Below are 15,102 nucleotides of genomic sequence, written 5' to 3'. Positions count from 1 at the left end.
TTAAGGGCTAATCACGGTATGAATATGCATACATAAAAAGCCAAATCAGAGATGCAAAAGCACCTTCATGATTTGGCTTGAGGCTTGAGGTGAGTATAAAGCAAATGGATCTGTTAATTTTTTTGCTGACGAGAAATCATAAAGAGTGTAACCCAGATAAGCATAAAACCAGTTAATTGCGCTACGGTAACGATTTGTTGGAAAGCGATCCAGTTAATCACAACACCTACCATAGGAAAGCTCAATTCTGCCATCGTAGCATAAGAAGCTTTGGTTGTACTTAAGCCTTTGTAATACAGTAATAAGCTGAGAAGACCCGGAAGCAATGCCTGCAGCAGCAAGTTGATAATTACAGCTGCGCCCGCCCATGTACCTGTAGGCATATTCCACGGAGCATGCTCCACAGAGGTGAGAACAATGAGCAGAGGGAGCGCCACCATGAAGCGAAGGGAGGTTACCGTTTCATATTTCATCGAACGGAGCAAGTAGCTGCCCATAACGGTCGAACCGCCCCACAGAATCGCTGCACCCAGTGCAAGCAGACTACCAACTTGAACAAAATCATGAACATGTCCAAAGGGAAGCGACCAACCGAAGGTCAGAAGATACGTCCCGAACAGAGCGATGACAATTAATATTCCAAAATGACGCGGTAACATTTCTTTCAATATCACGCGGGCCAGAATAATAGCAACCAAAGGTTGAAGCTTCTGAAGTAAAAGTACGGCATTCAGATCACCGTTGCTGAGTGCCATGGTGAAAATCACACTGGCCAGTGCCGAGCCACCCCATGAGACAAACAAAATAGCGAAAACCTGACGAAATCGTATCGTTTTAAGCTCCTCGCGATGCTTCCACAGCATCGGCGTCAGAGCGATAAAGAGTAGCGCATGCTCCATCAGTACGATTTGTGCTGAGGTAAATGATTTTAACAAAATAATACGAAACAGCGGGTCTGCGCCCCACAAGGCCGCTCCAATCGCGACTAGCCAAAAACCGCTTTTCATGTGGGAGCTACGATCAAAATCCTTGGATGTTAGTACAGTTGATGATTGACTCATACTTATTTAGCTCCTTGCGAATACAGGACCGGTGGCACAAAAACCCCCGTCCATGGCGAAGGCCATGCAAGACGGGGGTTGATCAAATAAACTTGCCGTTTGATGCAAGTTAAATGAAGTCACTGCACAACCATAATGCAGTATTCATCGACTTTGCGGCATGTTCATATTTCGATCTTCTTCCATCCGGACTTTACCGTCGGCTTTGGCATCTCACCAAATCAGTCCGTATCTTGTTGCCAGATACAGAGTCGCGGGCTTAGCTCCATGAGCCATACCGCCGGTTGGGAATCTCACCCTACCCCGAAGATCCTTATTCCGTTTTTTAATTTCTCCTATAGGATATACCTGTTTTGGAATGAAGTCCAGTGAAAAATGTGTGTATATCAAGCAAGGATTTTCATCTTTTTATGAAAGCGTTCTATGTTTAATCCTGATTACTAGGCAATATCCTTATACTCAATGCGCCGAATTGCCGCATAAGCCACAAGTATTCCCAGCACAGAGAAGCTGATTTGCACGGGGGCAATGGAGCTAAGGGTAGCACCGTTATTATTGGAGAAAAGCAGTGCTACAATCAGAATCGAGGTCACAATGGTCGTGGGTACAGAGTATCTTCGCATTCCCATATACAGCGGAACCAATCCCATAAAACTGGCGGCAACGGCATTGATTAGCGTGCGCGCTGATTGCTCGGCTAGTATGGAAAGAGTGAGCTTATCCGGAACAATTATGACAAACTGGTTGAGCAAATGGATCGCAGCCGTAATGATGATTTCCGAGATTACAATAGACAAGAATGTAAACAGCAGCACAATCAAGAGCTTGGCGATCATTAGCTTTTGACGATGAATCGGATACATGAACAAGATTGTAATCGATTTGGATTTAAATTCTCCTACGATAAAACGGCACAGTAGAACGGAGGCAAATACAATAAACGTTGCCCTCACCATATTGTCCATAAGATCGAGAAGCTGAGCGTACTGTGTAAATTCGGGTACTCCTTCATTTTGGCTGTCCAGTGCAATAGTACTGAGCAACCCTAGAATGCAAGCGTTGGCGATCAGCGCTGAACGGATATAACCCGCCAGATGAAGCTTTTTCATCTCCAACTGTATCAATTTAAGCATGGTGATCCCCTCCATGTAACAGACGTAAAAAGTAGTCTTCCAGCGTACTGCTCTTCTGATGAATGGAATCGACCTCTACATCATTTAAAATGAGCGTTTTCGTAATTTGCTTCTGCGGTACACTAGTATCGTAAATACGTATACTCTGTTCATTAAGCACCTTTATATTATTTAGACTCAGATGGTGGGAGAGGATGTAGGCTGCTTTTTTACAATCATTGGTCGTAAATTCGATATATTCCGTATTGGTATCCCGTACCTGTTCCATCGAAACTTCCTCAATCAGCCGTCCGTGATTAATCACGCCTATTGTATCCGCAATCTGCTCAATTTCCGCTAATATATGACTGGACACGAGCAGCGTCATCCCATATTCCTTGCATAGCATATGGAATAACTGCCGAATTTCCTTGATTCCCACCGGGTCCAGACCGTTAATCGGTTCATCTAAAATGAGTAACTCAGGCTTGGTCGCAATGGCTCGGGCAATCCCGAGACGCTGCTTCATTCCGAGTGAAAAGTCTTTTACCGGCTTGTCATCTGCATTCCGCAAATTCACTAATTCCAGTGCATCCCGGACAGCCTGCTTATTATAATAGCCCATGTATTCACAATGAAGTTCGAGATTTTGCTGAGCTGTCAGCCTTTCATAAAAAATCGGATATTCAATAATCGAACCCATCCGTCCGAGCAGATGATAAGACTGTGGCGTTAGCTTTTCACCGAACAATTCAATCTCGCCCAAGGTCGGCTTGAGCAGGTTGGTAATCATTTTCATCACCGTCGTCTTGCCCGCTCCATTGGGACCGAGAAAGCCATAGGTTTCCCCCTTGCGCACATTCATACTGACCCCTGCTACAATTTCATTGCCCTTCATGGCTTTGGTCAGCTGATGTGTACGTAATATGTAAGTCATGGGTGTTCTCCCTTCGTGTGCTATTGATAATTCAAGAATAAAGGGCGAAATGTTCATTTTTCTTTCGTAATCCTTACAAATTTATTAAGTTGAGCAGTTCGCTTAATAGTTGATCTTCTTCAAGGTAAAAGAGAAGACGGTCTGCTCATAAGGCTTGCTGGTCAATTGCATCTCTCCATTCATGCATTCAACCAGGCGCTTGGCAATCGTAAGACCCAGTCCACTGCCCTGTACCGCTTTATTACGCGAATCCTCAAGTGTGTACATGCGTTCAAAAACCTTATCCTGCTCCGGCTCCTGTATGCCTTTTCCACGATCCCACACCTCTATACGCACCGTATCCTGCTGTTCTGACAGCGTCAGGCCTAGCGTTCGACCCTCTGCCCCGTAGCGAATGGCATTTGAAATCAGATTGCTCAGCACCCGCCCAATGGCTCCTTCGTTCCCCAAGGCATGGATGGGATGCTCCGGGATGTCAATATGTACCGTAAAACCCTGAGCCGTCAGCAGATCATAAAACTCCAAAATGCTGCGTCTGCACAGTTCTCCTATCTCCAGTCGGGTCAGTGGAATGTCCGTATCGTTGGCTTCCAGCTTCGCCAAACTAAAAAAACTTCCGATCAACTCAATCGCTTCGCTTGTCTTTTGATGAATTCTGGATAACAGCTTTATACGTTCTTCCGGCAAAATATCCGGATCGCCATCCAGCATCTCGGCATATCCAAGCACAACGGTAAGCGGGGTCTTGAGATCGTGTGAAATATTCGAAATCATTTTGCGCATAGCGATTTGGCCCCGGTTGTAATCGGCTGATACCCTCAGATTTAAGTCTAGTAGTCGGTTGATTTCCGTCATGAGTCGCTGCAGTTCCACGTCACCTGTGACATATAGCAGTTTTTCCGCATGATTCACGGTCACGATCCGCTCTAGGGCGATTCGGATATCCTTTATTTTGCGCTTATAGGCTACACGTTCCCGCCAAAGCCATATGATAACGACTGACATTATGAGGACGACAATCCATTCGGAAATGATTTCGATGTTCATATCAACCATTCTCCCATTTGTAGCCGATGCCCCACAGCGTCTTAATGTGCACAGGGTGGGAGGGATCTTCTTCAATTTTCTCACGCAGGCGACGAATATGGACGTTAATCACATTCTCATCACCCATATAATCGTCTTTCCAAATAAACCCGTATAATTGAGCTTTCGTAAATACCCGGTTCGGATTGGATGCAAACAGCTTCAGAATATCGGATTCTTTGGCTGTTAGCTGAATTTCATTTCCATCGCGAATGACTGTAAAATGATCAAAATCAATGCGTAGATTTCCATAGGTCAAAACTTGTGCTTGCGGCTGTTCCTCCTGCTGTTGCAGACGGGCATAGGTAGTCGATCTGCGGATCGCGGACTGAATACGAGCTGTCATCTCAAGCATTGAAAAAGGTTTGGCAACATAATCGTCTGCCCCGAAGCCCAGTCCAAGCGCTTTATCCACATCGCTGTCCTTAGCCGACATAATCAAAATCGGCACGGCGCTGCGGGTACGAATTTGCCGGATTACCTCCATACCGTCAACCTTCGGCATCATCAAATCCACGAGGATCAGATCGTAAGTATGACTTTCAAAGGCAATAAGCCCTTCTTCCCCGTCAGAGGCGGTGGTTAAATTGTAGCCCTCCTTGGTGAGTGCTTTAAGCAGCATTTCAGCAATAGATAGATCGTCTTCAATAAGTAAAATATGCTGTGGCATAGGTGTGGAACACCCCTAATTTTTAGATTAGCTCGTGTGGCGAACTGTATCTGAATTATATAGAGTGGTGGAGGGGATTTCCATAAAAAATATCCAACGAATTTGAATAGGGGAATTTTTGGAGGAGCGTTAAAGGCTGTTTGTTTCCAAGCTCTCCAACATGATGAAAAGTTGAAAAACCTAAAATAGTTATCCTGTGTCCATCATCTTGTTTGGAGGCTAGCTATATTTCTTGAAAAATCAGCTGTACCATGGTAAGCGTCCTACTTTTGTAACAATTTTATAAGAGATTGTTTTCTGCTTTGGATTGCTGATAGCTAAAGAGATTCTGAATAGCTTTACTTCTATTGAAACATTGGATCAAACCAATGCTTAATTGATGGTATTTTAGCTAAGTCAATTATATGTAAACAGTTTCTTCCTGATACTTGGGATAGGGTTCGTAACACAATCTGCGTGGATCGCAGATAGCCTCTTTTATTAGGGCGTGTATGCAAAACCTATTTCATCCAAATCCTTATTTGAAATGAACGCCCACAAAAGGCATTTATTCCATTTGAGCGAGGTGTTATACTTGTTTCAGGAGAACCGTGCTGGTAACACGGCTCTCGGGCAGTCGCTTTAAATAAAGGCGGCGGCTTACAAGGTGGGCTTTATGGGGCAGACCGCATCCTTTGACCTGGGGCGGTCTGTTTCTCAAATTATAAACATTTACGTATACATATACGATTACATTTACGTATACGTAAATGTAACTTTTAAGCAAGCAAATGGACGGACGACTAAGACCGTTACCTTTTGAACGAGTATTGGAATTATTACTTATTATGAGACAGTCACCACGTCCAGTTAAGTCACCGTTAAATTTTCTTCGAAGAGCTATCCAAGAAGGTTGGAGTCCTGAAACAATGCCAGAAAAGGTTGATCGACACATGGAGTATGTGGAAGAGAATTATTATATTCGTAAGGGTTACACGATTGACCAAGCTCGGGAAATAGTCCAAAGGAATAGACGATAGCTTAGAATAGGAGAGTGTTAGGAATGGATATGAAGGATCAAATGAAAACGGAAAAAGAACAAAATGGACAAGCTACAAAAAAGGGCATGACGTTGGAAAACGTTTGGTTTGCTTCTAAGGAACACGGATTATACCCATATCATATCAATCACGATTTAAGACAGAGTGATTATTTTTATAATAAAAATTATACTCAATTTCACGAGCATGATTTTCAATCTATTGTGTTAAGAGTTTCAGAGGAACCAAAAGCATTTTACTTAACAGAATATGATAAGAAATATTATTCCACGCAAGAACTTGAAGTGATAGAGAAAATCAGTAAATAAAATGCTGTTTTTGTAAGGAGAAAAAACGTTAGGTTAAAATCGTATCCACCGCCCCCTTTTATACATTCTGCCGATCCGGCAGGGTACGAGAGGGCCTATGAAGACCTTCCTATGTAGGAAGGTCTTTCGGTTTTTTGCATGGTCCTATGATTCTGCTAACTCGCAGCCCAATTCAATCAAGTTCTTGTTTTCAGAATCTTTCTGCTCAGTCCAATAATGTTAGTTGTTATTCTTCTCAGAAGGCACAATCAGTAGCTGCTCATGAGCTAGGACATGTCTTAGGACTAGATGAAGACTTTAGTAAATGCTTGATGTATCTAACTACACCACAATGCTATGATAATTGGGGAATTTACACTCCACAGCCTAGCGAAGATGTGTTTGGTATTAATGATCTTTATTAATAAGGAACAGAATCAGAAAAAAATATTGTTATTACCCAATTAGGAATAAAAACAGACAATATTGTTGAAAAAACAGACAATCCCTACCTTAAGCAAGGCGATGAACTCGTTTTATTTTTGAAAAAGGGACAAGATCCTAAAATTAATCCAATTTACTTTGTGGCTGGTGAATATCAAGGTAAATTTGACATTAAAAACGGAAACGTTTATGCGGTCAATCAGGCGTTAAAAGAACAAGCTAGTCTTAATAGTATTGACGCAGAAAACAATCCATATATTGATGGGCAAAAACTAAGTACATTTAAAGAAAATATTAAAAGTATAGTTAGTAGACAAGAATAAAAAACTCTATTTAAACCGCAATACATTTGTGAATAATTAGAAAAGGCTTTGGCCTAAATTGTAAAAAGCTGACTTCTTATCCCGTGAAGTCAGCTTTTTAATACAGATTTTCTTATGATTTTGGCTTGAGCAGTTAATCTGCTGACATGTGACCTAACTCTACTACATTCTTTTCTCAGTTAGAATTAACTATTCTTTTTTAGATAAAAGTGGAAACCTTGTAGAAGCAAGCCTTTCTCCAAAATTACTATTAATATTCTCAACCTGAAGGCACTCAAGTAGATTTTTTTCTCCATCCCCAGCGTAAGATGCAATTAAGCTACTGGAAATTCACCGCCTTCCTATATCATACTGAAATAGTCTATAATCCGATGTTTGGAATACGGAGTTATAATATCCGGGGTATGCCTAATGTGAGAGACTAGGTATGCCAGATCATGAGCTACGGTACAGGACCGTCAATAAAGGAGAGCAATGATGTTTGTTATACGGGGAACAGAAAAACTGCTGAAGGAATGGGAGACTGAACCACTTCAAGTTGATATTTATCCGCCTTTGAATAGTTGGCATGCCAGATTGTTCTTACTAAATCGCAGAAAAAATATTGTGTTTATGCATGATATTTCCCGCTTAAGCGTCACGCTGTTTGGAATTAAAAAATCGCAGTACAAAAATCTGCCAGCTCTTTTTGTACAAACCTTGAAGGAATTAATGATCAGCGAAGGGTTTGATGAACAGATCGTTAAGGCATACATACAGGAAGGCGAGCAGATGCTGGCGACTACGACGAACAGACATAGTGTGATGGTAACCTTAGATGAGATTATATTTATTATGAAGGAACTGGATATGGAGCATGGATGCGAGCTGGAAAAGAATCAATGGAATAACCGAATTGTGTTCAAAACGGATCAATACAAGTACCCGATTGATGTTTTTAAGGAACTGCTAGAAAAGCATTATAAAGTAGAGAGTAGTTGAGCGTTTACATATGGATGGTTTGTAGTCCCAAGCTGTCCTGACTTTTAGAGGATTTATGCTGATTAGGACATGCCAAAAGAGTATCCTCAAAGTTCATGCGGGCAGGGGATGCCTTTTTTTATAACTCACAGGATAGCAACGCTTGCGATGAAATGAATCATAGCGCAATAAACGGTACACTTTGGTAGAATGAAATGATAAAGGGTTTGACACCATTGTTCAGACTTATAAAACGGGGGGTACATAACGAAGGATGAAGAGGATTATTGATGTTGCCAAAGAAGCAGGAATTGAAGAAGAGCATCTGGAGACGTATGGCAAATATAAAGCGAAGCTGAATCCAACTCTATGGGAGCAATTAAAGGATCGCCCGAATGGAAAGCTGGTGCTGGTTACGGCGATGAATCCCACCCCGGCTGGAGAAGGAAAAACACTGACAACCATCGGACTGGCACAGGCACTAAATACGATGGGGCATAAAACCGTTGCTGCACTGCGTGAGCCGTCCCTTGGGCCTTGCTTTGGGATGAAAGGGGGAGCAACCGGGGGAGGACAGGCCCAGATTGTTCCGGCGGAAGATATTAATCTGCATTTTACAGGGGATATCCATGCCATTTCAGCTGCGCATAATTTGCTGGCAGCGATGATTGATAACCATTTGTTCCATGGAAATGCTTTGCGGCTGAAGCCAGACCGAATTGTGTGGAAACGGGCTGTCGATATGAATGACCGGAGCTTGCGAAGTATTGTAACTGGATTGGGAACGAGGAATGGAGCGGTAAGAGAAAGCGGCTTTCTGATCACCTCGGCCTCCGAAGTCATGGCGGTACTATGCTTAAGTGAAAATATGGACGATCTTAAAGTACGGTTGGGTCGGATGGTAATTGGCTATAACGAAGCCGGTGAGGCGGTAACAGCAGAGGAGCTGCACGCGGTGGAAGCTATGGCTGTGCTGCTTCGGGAAGCATTAAAGCCTAATCTGGTGCAGACGTTGGAGGGCACTCCGGTTATTGTGCATGGTGGACCTTTTGCTAATATTGCCCATGGATGTAGCAGTCTGATGGGGACAAAGCTGGCGTTGAAGCTGGGAGAGGTCGTCGTCACAGAGGCGGGATTTGGGGCTGAGCTGGGAGCGGAAAAGTTCTTTGACATCAAGTGCCGCCAGTCCGGCTTGCAGCCGGATGCGGCTGTGCTGGTTGTAACCGCCAAAGCGCTGAAATATAACGGCGGTGTAGCTAAACATGAGCTGGATGCGGAAAATTTGGAGCAATTGCAACTCGGATTAGCCAATATGAGCCGACATGTACGGAATTTGCAAAAGTTTGGTGTGCCTGTACTGGTGGCGATTAACCATTTTGTAACAGACAGCGAAGCCGAGTTGGATTTGATTTTCTCGGAATGCCGCAAGCTGGGTGTACCCGCAGAGCTTTCACAAGTATGGGCGCAGGGAAGCCAAGGGGGAGAAAAATTGGCCCAAAGCCTGCTGAACTTACTTCAGAAGGACAAAGCCCATTTTGCACCGCTATATGATCATACGCTTGATTTACAAGCGAAAATTAGTGTCATTGCCAAGGAGCTTTACGGTGCGGCAGAGGTGGCTTACACGCCTGTCGCCAAACGGGCGTTGGCTGGTATGGAGCAGCTTGGTTTTGGACAACTGCCTGTATGCATGGCCAAAACGCCGTATTCTTTCTCAGATCAACCTTCCTTGCTAGGTGCGCCGGAGGGGTTCACCATTCACGTGTCCAGCGTATCATTGTCTGCAGGCGCAGGTTTTGTAGTCGTGGAAACAGGTAATACCATGACGATGCCAGGACTGCCCAAATCTCCAGCAGCTGAGCATATGTCGCTGGAGGCAGATGGGACTATTCAAGGACTCATGTAGCATTTTTAGAAAAAATAGCAGCATTTCAGTATCAATGAACGAGCAGTTTGGGTAGTGCAGTGAGCAGCTTTTGCCGAGTCATGGCATCGCTCCAGTTCCAGCGGTCTGCTTCTACGAAATATACCCGGCCTTGACGCACAGCAGGGAGGCTGTGCCAGAGAGGGCTGTTGAGCATGCATTCCAGCGTATGCTTGGAGTCTGGTGCCGTAGGGACGAGCATAAAAATGCGGTCGCCAGCGTAATCAGGCAATTCGTTCGGATCAATTTCTGCGAAGCCTAGTCCCTCGTCGAGCACCTTACGGATTGGCTCTGCGGGTTGGAAGCCATGCGGGTGGTAAAGGGCCGATGAGAATCCGGACATGCCCATGACAAAGAGCCGATCGCCATGATCGAAAATAAAGACAGAGGCGGTTTCTCCGGCTGTGATATGCGCACTGAGTTGGTTCCACATTGCCAGATTACGAGCGGCAAAGGTAGCTAACCAGCGTTCGGCCTCTCGTTCCTTACCGAGCCAGGCGCCAAGTGTACGCAGCCGTTCCTCCAGGGCGGCAAAGGAGTTAAAGGTGACGGTGGGCGCGATGCTTGCAACGCGCTCATATTCCTGTTCATCCGAGTTGGCGATGATAATCAGATCAGGATCAAGAGCGCTGGTCAAGTGGGTATCTAGCGGAAGTCCTACATCAGTCACGTTCCCAAGACGATGTTTATAGACGCTGTATTCACTAAGCCGCAGACTTCCGCCGATGGCTTTGGCTCCTAACGCGAGCAGATCGCCCATCGTTTCTCCATGATAGATGATACGGCTCGCTTGGCGCGGGATATGAATTTGGTGGCCTGTCCAATCCTTAACGCACACAGAACCGGGAGCGGATAGCGCATATTGGCCAGGGGGAACCCCGGTCATTTGTCTAAAACGCCGATTAAAATAATATTCGTCAGAGAAACCCACCTGACGGGCAATTTCACGTAAAGGCCGTTTGCATTCCAGCAGCAGCCGCTTGGCATGAGTCAGGCGCAGCTCAGTGAGGTAATGCAGCGGCTTTTTGCCCGTTATTTTGCGAAACAACTGGGAGTATTGCCATATGGAAACGTTCGCCTGTTCGGCAAGCTGCTTGACGGTAATGGGCTTTTCGTAGTGTTTTTCCATATATGCAAGGGTACTTTCCACCGATGCGGGCAATGTCAGATTAAAGTCATCGCTATGCTTAATAGGGACGTGGGCTTCCTGCCACAGCAAGAGCAGCTCTTGAAACATGATTTGCTGACGCAATGCAGAGGTTTGGCTATGCGGCTGTATTGTTTGTTGGGTGCTATAAAATAACTCTTCAGCCAACTGAATAGGCTTGGAGGAAGAGGAAACGACGTATTCACGCGGTTCTGGCAGGACGGAGCCAAGATATATGGATGGCATGCCCGTTGCGTTTTCAGCCAAGGTCATGTCTGATTGTGTCTCCAACGACATAGCAATGACCTTGAACGTGATTTTGTAGTATTCAGAAACACTTCCCTCCAAGGGAGCGATTCGATAGGATTCCCCAGGAGTTAACCAATACCCATGACCTGAATGGAATACATATTGTTCTTGACCAATATCCACCCTTCCAGCCCCGCCGATAAACATAAGCAGACAGTGATCTGAACTTGGACAAGATGTTAGTCCATCACTAGACTCACTAGCCAACACAATTTCCTTAAAATGAAAAAGCAGTGAGTTGGGAGGGGGTGAATTTACAGACGAAGAAGGCTGATTCACGGTATAATACTCCTTTTATTGAGAATGGTTATCATATATGCATAAGTATACCTCCTTTAGGTTCAACAAAAAAGAAGCCTATCAACAAGGGCGATAGGCTTCTCCAATCTTATTTTATGAGCTTGGGCAATTCCTCCAGCAGCCATTCTCGAGTAGAAGCATCACTTTCGGTTTTGCCAATGTCCTGCATGTACACATGTCCCTGCTTGACAGCAGGGAGCTGAAGCCACAGCTTGCTTTTCATTAATTGTTCGGTCGATTGCTGGGCTTCTGAACTTGGAGTGCTTAGTATGAAAATCCGATCTCCAGCGTATTGTCCGATTACTTCCTGTGATAATTGCACGAATCCTTTGTCCTCATCCAGTGCTTTCTGAATAAGAGGAGTAGGCTTGAGACCATTTTTTTCATACAGTATTTGCGACAAGCCTGTCCGTGCCATGACGAACAAACGGTCACCGGGATAGTAGGTAAAGACCGAAGCTGTTTCACCCGGTTTTACACCTTTCGCCTGAAGTTTGCTCCACATCTCTGCTTCCTTGATTTTATATTGGGCAAGCCAGTCTTCAGCAGTCTTTTTCTTGTTCACAATGTCTCCGAGATGTACCAAACGCTCGTTCAGCGGAGCAAAGGTATCGAACATAATTGTAGGTGCAATTTTTGATAACGCTGCGTATTGTTTTTCGTCCGTATCGGCGGTGATGATTAGGTCTGGTTGTAGAGCCAATGTTTTTTCTAAATCAATGGGAAATCCTAGGTCCGATACATTCTGAACTTTTTTTTCATATATCTTTCCCTCGATCATAGAAGTCGATGTACCAACAGCCTGTACGCCTAAAACCAATAGATCCCCATAGTTTTCTCCGAAGTAAGCAATGCGCCCAGGAGTCGTGGGCATGTCTACTGTATGTCCCTTATAGTCTGTGTAGGCACGAGTTGTGGCTGCTTCCGATGTTTTTGTTGATGCTGCTGTGTTGCTGTTTGCAGTCTGATTGTTGTCTGATGCGCCGCACCCCAGCAGCAATGCCCCCATAAGAGAGAATAGACAGATCAGAGAAGTGTATTGTCGAGTAGGTTCTTTGTTAATCGTAGAATTCTTGTTGATCATAGCAACCTCCGTATAATAGAATGATTCATAATATTGCAAATGAGAATTATTATCACAAAAGCAATGATAAGCGCTGAACCCTCAATACTCAATGGACAAACTTGGTCCATGCATCCGATTTTGTACAAAATAAGTCTCATGTGTTACTAGCTCATTTTATTCTTCAAATTTTATTTATTTGTCATTTTTTAGGGTATAGAATATCATTTTTATACATTTGAAAGGGGTTTTGAAATGGCATTGTTTATTACATATGTTTTACTAGGTTTCTCAATAGCACTACCTGTAGGTACCATCACGGTTGAAATGACGAAGCAAGGGCTAAAGAATGGATTCATGCATGGATGGATTGTTGGGCTTGGGGGAATGACCATTGATTTGTTATTAATCATTGGTTTATATTTTGGTCTGGCCTCTGTTCTGTCCTTACCTGTTGTACAGGTGATCATGTGGCTGGTTGGAGCCATATTTTTGTGCTACGTAGGGTACGACAGCATTAAAAATGCGGATCATGATATTACGCTAGAAGGAGAGAAAAAGACAAAGTCATTATTTTCTTCCTATAAAAATGGGCTGCTTGTAGCTGTTTCACCAGGGAATTTAGTGTTCTGGGTAAGTGTTTTTGGGACTGTGCTGGCAAGTTCGTTTGATCGTTCTAATACAAGTCAATTTTTGATTGTTGGCTTAGGTATTTTGTTTGGTATTCTTGTCCATGATTTAGGCTTAATGACCCTCGTAGCAACAACACGAAAAGCCATGAACCGAACTGCCATCAAGTGGGTTACGATCTGTGCCGGCGTAGTTTTGATTGGTTTTTCGGTTTATTTCCTATATGAATTTATGGTTAGTCTCCAAAAGATTTTGTAGCATTACACAAGGATACGCTCAAGCTTGTCATGCCAGTCTGCATAAATCGAACAAGTCCTTCATAGACATGTACTAATTCATTTAAAACATGTGCTGAAGGGGTTGATGACATGCGCCGGATTTCATGGATGCTTGCCATGGTCATGTGTGTAACGTTGCTGCTGGCCGGGTGCGGCAAGAAGAGCGCAGACGATGTGGTTAAAGATTTGAGTGACGTGGTGAGCGACCTGAACAGCTACCACGGTACAGCTTTGATGACGCTGCATACCGGCGACACGCCGCAGGAATACAAGGTCGATATTTCCTACCGCAAGCCGTCCTATTACCGCATTGCCATGACGAACGAGAAAAAGGATGTTACGCAAATTGTGCTTCGTAATGATGAGGGTGTATTTGTACTGACCCCCAGCCTGAACAAGAGTTTCCGTTTCAAAAGCGACTGGCCAAACAATCAGGGTCAGGTATATTTATATGAAACGCTGGTTCGCAGCATTATCGGTGATGCCTCCCGTCAGCTGGCTACCGATGATAAATCCTATGTGTTTGATGTGGCTGCGAACTACAACAGCCATGCGCTGGTAAGGCAAAAGATTTGGCTATCCAAAAACAACTATGCCCCTACCCAGGTACAGGTATCTGATGCGAATGCCAAGGTGGTTGTTGATCTGAAATTCGATCAATTCGCTTTTGATACGAAGTTTGACAAAGATTCCTTTGATATGGAGCGGAATATGGCTTCCGGAAAAACGAGTGCTGGTAGCGAGGAATCGCCATCTTCAGGGGCAGTCGATTCCAGCGGTCTGCCCGATTCTTCCGGTACGTTAGAAGGGACGACTGGCGTGACATCCAGTGGATCTGGACAAGAGCAGGGAACCGTAGGAAACGATGTTCAGCAACCGTCTGGTGAAGCGAAGAGCGACGGAGCTGTCACAGGCGATACGTCCAAGCCGGAAGCAGCAGCTAACGCAGAGGCGCAGCAACAAACACCGAGCACAGCGGATGCTGCAACCGGAACGTCAGCAGGAACGGATGCCGCAGAAGCTGTATTGGGTGAATTCGGCTTGATTGAACCGTCCTACACGCCAGCCGGAGTACAGATTAAGGATACGCCGGAGCTGGAGGATAATGGTACACATGCAGTGATGTTGCGGTATAGCGGAACGTATAACTATACCATTGTGGAGGCGCGTCCAAAAGATCGGGCGGTCGCACTTTCCGCAGGCGAACTGGTTGATATTGGAGGGAGCTTTGCCGTGCTGACAGGAAGCGAACAACAGACGATGACCTGGATGAATGATGGAATAGAGTTCAGAATCACCAGTGCTGACCTGCCTGTGAGCGAAATGATACAAATTGCCGCTTCTATACAGGATCAATCGGGTAAATAAAATTTTATAGACGGATGCAGACGGTCTAGAGTGTAAAAAGCTCTGCTGCCGCCCGTATCCGTCTTTTGTTCATTCGCAGTCTAAGATGTGCATCGCTTGTATATCCTGTTCTATTGTAAAGATGGTAGAGGAGGCTGGCAAAGTCCCCCTGCCATTGACAGCC

Annotated in this window: 14 protein-coding genes and 1 riboswitch; of the genes, 7 read left to right on the top strand and 7 right to left on the bottom strand. The window is 44.6% G+C overall.

The features are described 5' to 3' along the window. Positions 1-113: 113 nt before the first annotated feature. The 5 genes from ACXHJ2_RS16995 to ACXHJ2_RS16975 form a co-directional block, all read right to left on the bottom strand. A complete protein-coding gene (locus ACXHJ2_RS16995; RefSeq protein ID WP_013369909.1) occupies positions 114-1,061 on the bottom strand; it encodes a DMT family transporter in 948 nt (315 codons plus the stop codon). A gap of 170 nt (positions 1,062-1,231) precedes the next feature. After that, positions 1,232-1,376: riboswitch (FMN riboswitch) on the bottom strand. A 125-nt stretch (positions 1,377-1,501) separates the two neighbouring features. Beyond that, the gene (locus tag ACXHJ2_RS16990) at positions 1,502-2,194 is read right to left on the bottom strand and encodes an ABC transporter permease (RefSeq protein ID WP_165080523.1); all 693 of its coding nucleotides are present in this window, start codon (positions 2,192-2,194) and stop codon (positions 1,502-1,504) included. Continuing rightward, the gene (locus ACXHJ2_RS16985; protein WP_165080525.1) at positions 2,187-3,110 is read right to left on the bottom strand and encodes an ABC transporter ATP-binding protein; all 924 of its coding nucleotides are present in this window, start codon (positions 3,108-3,110) and stop codon (positions 2,187-2,189) included. The genes ACXHJ2_RS16990 and ACXHJ2_RS16985 overlap by 8 nt, the downstream gene beginning before the upstream one ends. 102 nt (positions 3,111-3,212) lie before the next feature. Further along, positions 3,213-4,157 carry a sensor histidine kinase gene (locus ACXHJ2_RS16980; RefSeq protein ID WP_165080527.1) on the bottom strand — a complete coding sequence of 315 codons (945 nt, stop codon included), beginning with the start codon at positions 4,155-4,157 and terminating at the stop codon, positions 3,213-3,215. Between the two features lies 1 nt (position 4,158). Then, positions 4,159-4,866 (bottom strand): response regulator transcription factor, encoded by a 708-nt coding sequence (locus ACXHJ2_RS16975; protein WP_165080528.1) that lies wholly within the window; start codon positions 4,864-4,866, stop codon positions 4,159-4,161. Positions 4,867-5,908: 1,042 nt separating this feature from the next. Between ACXHJ2_RS16975 and ACXHJ2_RS16970 the strand changes: the two genes are divergently transcribed. From ACXHJ2_RS16970 to ACXHJ2_RS16950, 5 genes are all read left to right on the top strand, one after another. After that, positions 5,909-6,214 (top strand): hypothetical protein, encoded by a 306-nt coding sequence (locus ACXHJ2_RS16970; protein ID WP_013369914.1) that lies wholly within the window; start codon positions 5,909-5,911, stop codon positions 6,212-6,214. Positions 6,215-6,360: 146 nt separating this feature from the next. Beyond that, positions 6,361-6,618: a matrixin family metalloprotease gene (locus ACXHJ2_RS16965; protein WP_165080530.1), complete on the top strand. Its 258-nt coding sequence runs from the start codon at positions 6,361-6,363 to the stop codon at positions 6,616-6,618. 117 nt (positions 6,619-6,735) lie between these two features. After that, positions 6,736-6,960 (top strand): hypothetical protein, encoded by a 225-nt coding sequence (locus ACXHJ2_RS16960; protein WP_013369915.1) that lies wholly within the window; start codon positions 6,736-6,738, stop codon positions 6,958-6,960. Between the two features lie 477 nt (positions 6,961-7,437). Then, positions 7,438-7,941 carry a DUF6933 domain-containing protein gene (locus ACXHJ2_RS16955; protein WP_013369916.1) on the top strand — a complete coding sequence of 168 codons (504 nt, stop codon included), beginning with the start codon at positions 7,438-7,440 and terminating at the stop codon, positions 7,939-7,941. Positions 7,942-8,194: 253 nt separating this feature from the next. Next, entirely contained in the window at positions 8,195-9,826 is a 1,632-nt protein-coding gene (locus tag ACXHJ2_RS16950) for a formate--tetrahydrofolate ligase (RefSeq protein WP_165080532.1), read from the top strand. A 31-nt stretch (positions 9,827-9,857) separates the two neighbouring features. Here ACXHJ2_RS16950 and ACXHJ2_RS16945 read toward each other — a convergent pair whose 3' ends face one another. Together ACXHJ2_RS16945 and ACXHJ2_RS16940 are read right to left on the bottom strand one after the other, a co-directional pair. Next, a complete protein-coding gene (locus ACXHJ2_RS16945) occupies positions 9,858-11,579 on the bottom strand; it encodes a helix-turn-helix domain-containing protein (protein WP_165080534.1) in 1,722 nt (573 codons plus the stop codon). A gap of 109 nt (positions 11,580-11,688) precedes the next feature. Continuing rightward, the gene (locus ACXHJ2_RS16940; RefSeq protein WP_165080536.1) at positions 11,689-12,684 is read right to left on the bottom strand and encodes an ABC transporter substrate-binding protein; all 996 of its coding nucleotides are present in this window, start codon (positions 12,682-12,684) and stop codon (positions 11,689-11,691) included. Positions 12,685-12,918: 234 nt separating this feature from the next. Here ACXHJ2_RS16940 and ACXHJ2_RS16935 point away from each other — a divergent pair, with 234 nt between their 5' ends. Together ACXHJ2_RS16935 and ACXHJ2_RS16930 are read left to right on the top strand one after the other, a co-directional pair. Next, entirely contained in the window at positions 12,919-13,551 is a 633-nt protein-coding gene (locus ACXHJ2_RS16935; protein ID WP_165080538.1) for a LysE family translocator, read from the top strand. A gap of 110 nt (positions 13,552-13,661) precedes the next feature. After that, on the top strand, positions 13,662-14,939 hold the full coding sequence (locus ACXHJ2_RS16930; RefSeq protein WP_165080540.1) for an outer membrane lipoprotein-sorting protein: 1,278 nt from the start codon (positions 13,662-13,664) through the stop codon (positions 14,937-14,939). The last annotated feature ends 163 nt before the right edge of the window (positions 14,940-15,102 follow it).

It is taken from the genome of Paenibacillus sp. ALE3 (assembly GCF_054113405.1).
This window is presented reverse-complemented; position numbering and strand designations above follow the sequence as displayed.

Coding starts and splice junctions, on each gene's coding strand:
- ACXHJ2_RS16995 (WP_013369909.1), bottom strand. CDS start 1,061: ATGAGTCAATCATCAACTGTACTAACATCCAAGGATTTTGATCGTAGC.
- ACXHJ2_RS16990 (WP_165080523.1), bottom strand. CDS start 2,194: ATGCTTAAATTGATACAGTTGGAGATGAAAAAGCTTCATCTGGCGGGT.
- ACXHJ2_RS16985 (WP_165080525.1), bottom strand. CDS start 3,110: ATGACTTACATATTACGTACACATCAGCTGACCAAAGCCATGAAGGGC.
- ACXHJ2_RS16980 (WP_165080527.1), bottom strand. CDS start 4,157: ATGAACATCGAAATCATTTCCGAATGGATTGTCGTCCTCATAATGTCA.
- ACXHJ2_RS16975 (WP_165080528.1), bottom strand. CDS start 4,866: ATGCCACAGCATATTTTACTTATTGAAGACGATCTATCTATTGCTGAA.
- ACXHJ2_RS16970 (WP_013369914.1), top strand. CDS start 5,909: ATGGATATGAAGGATCAAATGAAAACGGAAAAAGAACAAAATGGACAA.
- ACXHJ2_RS16965 (WP_165080530.1), top strand. CDS start 6,361: ATGATTCTGCTAACTCGCAGCCCAATTCAATCAAGTTCTTGTTTTCAG.
- ACXHJ2_RS16955 (WP_013369916.1), top strand. CDS start 7,438: ATGTTTGTTATACGGGGAACAGAAAAACTGCTGAAGGAATGGGAGACT.
- ACXHJ2_RS16950 (WP_165080532.1), top strand. CDS start 8,195: ATGAAGAGGATTATTGATGTTGCCAAAGAAGCAGGAATTGAAGAAGAG.
- ACXHJ2_RS16940 (WP_165080536.1), bottom strand. CDS start 12,684: ATGATCAACAAGAATTCTACGATTAACAAAGAACCTACTCGACAATAC.
- ACXHJ2_RS16935 (WP_165080538.1), top strand. CDS start 12,919: ATGGCATTGTTTATTACATATGTTTTACTAGGTTTCTCAATAGCACTA.
- ACXHJ2_RS16930 (WP_165080540.1), top strand. CDS start 13,662: ATGCGCCGGATTTCATGGATGCTTGCCATGGTCATGTGTGTAACGTTG.